Source organism: uncultured Dialister sp. (assembly GCA_900314595.1).
GTDB lineage: Bacteria > Bacillota > Negativicutes > Veillonellales > Dialisteraceae > Dialister.
In genome coordinates, this window is record OMVW01000077.1 from 1 (window position 1) to 4,063 (window position 4,063).

2 protein-coding genes are annotated in these 4,063 nt (G+C 48.2%); both read left to right on the forward strand.

The features are described 5' to 3' along the window. Positions 1 to 453: 453 nt before the first annotated feature. Positions 454 to 1,746 (forward strand): S-layer homology domain-containing protein, encoded by a 1,293-nt coding sequence (locus QZN42_RS10085; RefSeq protein WP_296957325.1) that lies wholly within the window; start codon positions 454 to 456, stop codon positions 1,744 to 1,746. A 647-nt stretch (positions 1,747 to 2,393) separates the two neighbouring features. Beyond that, positions 2,394 to 3,464 carry an iron-containing alcohol dehydrogenase family protein gene (locus tag QZN42_RS10090; RefSeq protein WP_296957328.1) on the forward strand — a complete coding sequence of 357 codons (1,071 nt, stop codon included), beginning with the start codon at positions 2,394 to 2,396 and terminating at the stop codon, positions 3,462 to 3,464. Positions 3,465 to 4,063 lie beyond the last annotated feature (599 nt).

Consider the following 4,063-nt stretch of genomic DNA (forward strand, 5'->3'; position numbering starts at 1 on the left):
GGAGTAGAGTGTCCATGGCAAAGGGATTTTCCAGTTTACCCTGTCCTATGTTCGGGGATACCAGTTTCCCGTGTCCAATTTCCTAGGACCATTTTAGGGAACCATATCCTTAACGAAGAACGAAGAACGAACAACGAATCACGAAGAACGACCACGCCGGATGAGATAACACAAATATGACACAAAACATACACACATCTTCTTATGTAAAACATTGCTCCAAATTTAATCATTATATTTCACAATGATTACAATCTTGTAGAATATATTGCATAGGCTTGACTCCTTTGCGGTAGTACGCACCGGTTTTATTCCCTACAATGAAGGTACCGGTGGAAAGGTCCGCACACCGGCGGAGGAACGGGATCCAGAGGAAACACGGCAACTCGCGGAAAGAATGTTTCTCCCTCAGGACCATACCTGCCGAAAGGCATTTCTATAAGGAGAGAGAACATGAAAAAGATTCTCGCAATCGCAGCAGCAGCTGCACTTTCCTGCGGCATTTCCGCATTCGCCGCAAATCCGTTTTCCGATGTAACCCCGGATGACTGGGCTTACCAGGCAGTTTCCGACCTGTCCGATCAGGGCGTCGTAGAAGGCTATCCGGACGGCACCTTCAAGGGCGAAAGAAACATGACCAGATACGAACTGGCTCAGATCATTGCCCGCCTCATGGCTAAAGAAGACCAGCTGAACAGCGAACAGAGAGCTACCCTGGACAAACTGGCCGGCGAATACGCTGATGAACTGGCTAACCTGGGCGTACGCGTTTCCAACCTGGAAAAGAAAGTCGGAAACCTGTCCTGGTCCGGCGATGCCCGTATGCGTCTGAACCAGAAATTCAAGCAGGATAAAAACGGCGGAAAGAAAAAAGTCTGGGACGGCAAAGCCGGCGATTCCTGGGATGGCCGTATGAGAATCAAGGCAAAGGCTCAGGTCAATGACAGCACCACCGTTACAGGTTTGATTCGTACCGATATGAAATTCAAGGGCGGTGATTCCGATACCTACATGCAGCAGTTATTCGTTGAACACAAATTCGGCGACAAGACAAAGCTGACTGTCGGCAAGTATAAGGAAACTTTCGGCCAGACCGGTATCCTTTATGATTCCGAAATCAAAGGCGCTAAACTGGCTTATGGTGCAAAGGATCTGAAGCTGACTGCAGGCTATGCTCGCTTCGATGACTGGGATGCAAAGGCAATTAAATCCCTGAATGACTACAAGAATGATGATGACTGGACCAAGAAGGAAGTCGCTTACTTCCGTCTCGGCGGCGCAGCTGGCAATCTGGCTTATGATGCAGAATATGTCACCGCATCCGCTATGGACTATGACGTATGGGGCGTAGGCCTGAACTATGCATTCGCCGACAAGTTCAACGTATTTGGCGATTTCTATCAGAATACCGCTGCTAAAGGCGATCCGGAACTCTGGTCCGCAGGTCTCTCCTATGGTAAACAGAACTGGAAGAAACCGGGCACCTTCAGCCTTTCCGCTCAGTATGTAAGCAGTGAAAACGGCACCTACATGGGCGGCACCACATTTGATGGCGATGCACAGGATATCGCATTTAAGGATCTGGATTCCAAGAAAGTCACCTTCTGGGTCGCTAAGGCTGATATCACCCTTCAGAAGAACGTCGGCCTCCATGCAGCTTATGCATTCGACGTAGAAGGCAAGAACAAAGACTCTCAGCTCAACTACGACGACCTTTGGAACGTAACCCTGAACTACAAGTTCTAATCACTCCTATACAGAAAAGAGCTCCTTACGGGGCTCTTTTTTGCGTGGGAAACAGGAGAGGGAAACGATTGGATGCAGGGTGGAAACTTAAGAAATAAAAACTTTTGAATCGGGGGTGTCGGGGCAGTCGGGAATATCGGGACTGCCGGGAAAGATTGGCTGCTGATGCAGCCCATATTTTTTATGGGAATTTGCACAGGCGGGGTTGAAAAGCCGGATATCGTCCTTGATCAAGTGACACTATAGCATGCCATACGAATGAAAAAAGTTCCCCTTGATAGAGATGAACTGCAATGATAAAAAATTTTTCCGGTCATTTCGTCCGTCGTCCGGAAGTGTGGAAAGTTCTTGCGAGGCGGTGCTGCAGGGCTATCAATCGTACATGTGAAAATGATCTCCCATACACTGGCGTGTAACGGCCAAATATATAAAATTTGCGCCCGCAGGGCGCACACCTTCCCGATATCCCCGGAACGAATCCCGATAATCCCGGGCGATTCAAAAGCTGATTTCATTATGGAAAATGATGATTATTTTGCCAGTCTTTGCCGGAAATTTTGGGGAACTATTTCCAAAGTCTTGAATCCCGGAGCACCCGGGCCTATAATAGCTACGTTACATAAAAATATCCTCAAGGAGGCACATATATGAAATCCACATTTTTCCCACATTTCACCATCGGCACCGATGCCTACGAGGCGGTACCGGACATCTGCGGCGATTATGGCAGGACGGCTGTTATTATCGGCGGCAATAAATCAAGAGCTGCTGCAGAACCGCTGATTCGCAAAGTCTGTGAAGGACATATCGAAATCCTGGGTTCTTTCCTCTATGGCGATGATGCAACTTTTGAAAATGCAGAAGCGCTGACAAAGATTCCGGAAGTGCAGAAGGCAGATATGATTTTTGCGGTAGGCGGCGGACGGGCCACGGATACCACCAAGTGGGCCAGCCATCTCCTTCATAAACCGCTTTTCACCTTCCCCACACTTGCATCGAACTGCGCATCTGTCACGGCCGTATGCATCATGTACAATCCGGACCATTCCTTCCGCTGCTCAATCTATAGAGAAAGAAATGCATATCATACTTTTATCAATACGGAAATCATCGCCCATTCGCCAAGAGACTATTTCTGGGCGGGCCTGGGGGATGCACTGGCCAAGCAGTATGAAGTGCCTTTCTCCGCGCGCGGCCTTGACCTGGACTGGGTACAGGAAACAGGCGTAGCCAATGCACAGAATGTAAAGAACGGTATTTTGAAATACGGCAAAAAAGCGCTGGAAGCGGTAGACCGTCAGGAAGTGAATGATTCTCTGGAACCGGCTATCCTTTCCATCATCGTGGCACCCGGCATGGCTTCGGTCTGCATCGAAGATGATCTGGACTCCTGCCTGGCTCACGCCATCTACAATTCCCATACCAATACGCCTCATAAAGGAAATCACCTCCACGGGGCAGTCGTCAACTATGGTCTGCAGGTCATGCTGCAGCTGGATGGGCAGTACGAAGAAAGAGACAAGATCCGCAGCTTTGCGAAATCCATCAACCTTCCCCACTGTCTTTCCGATATCGGCATCGACCCTGCTCATCCGGACGAACTGGTGAAGAACTGCCTCCATACGAAAGATATGCGGGTAAAGCCCTATGATATCACTTTCGATATGGTTTATAAGGCAATGATGGATATAGAGGAACTGAACCGGCAGGGAAAGTAAGTCGTTAGTGATTAGCAGTTAGTTTTTAGAAATAAAGAACCGGTTGTGCATACAATCGGTTCTTTTGTATTGAGGAATCGTTCTTCGTGATTCGTTGTTCGTTCTTCGTGGAGGTGTGCCGCTGATGCGGCACGCTTTTTTATTGGGAATGTACACAGGCGGGACGAAAAGCCCGTAAAAATTGAAACGGGATTAACTGGCGCAACATATTTGACACAAATGAGGAATCCAAATTCAGGAGGCTGATGAAGGTCTCAGAGTTTCCGCGATAACGGTGAGGAGCGATTTGATATTTTTTCTGCACTATCCATGCAAGGCACTTATGCGGAAAGCGGAAAACATGACAGTCGGGCACCACCTTTCCTGGGATGGAAAGGTGTCTGCGGAGCAGACGGAAAGGTTGTTTAACTGTACAAGTCACGTACGAGGCTAATAGTCAAAAGCTTCCCGGCACAAATGAGGAAATGGTCAGTCAGGAGGTTCCGGGGCTTGCGGATCCGCTTAGTGTAAAATTTTACTCGGTAGGGGAATTTTTCCAGAAACAATAAAAAAGGAAAGCCTCCCTTTGAGTGGAAATGTTATAATTTCCGTGCACAAAT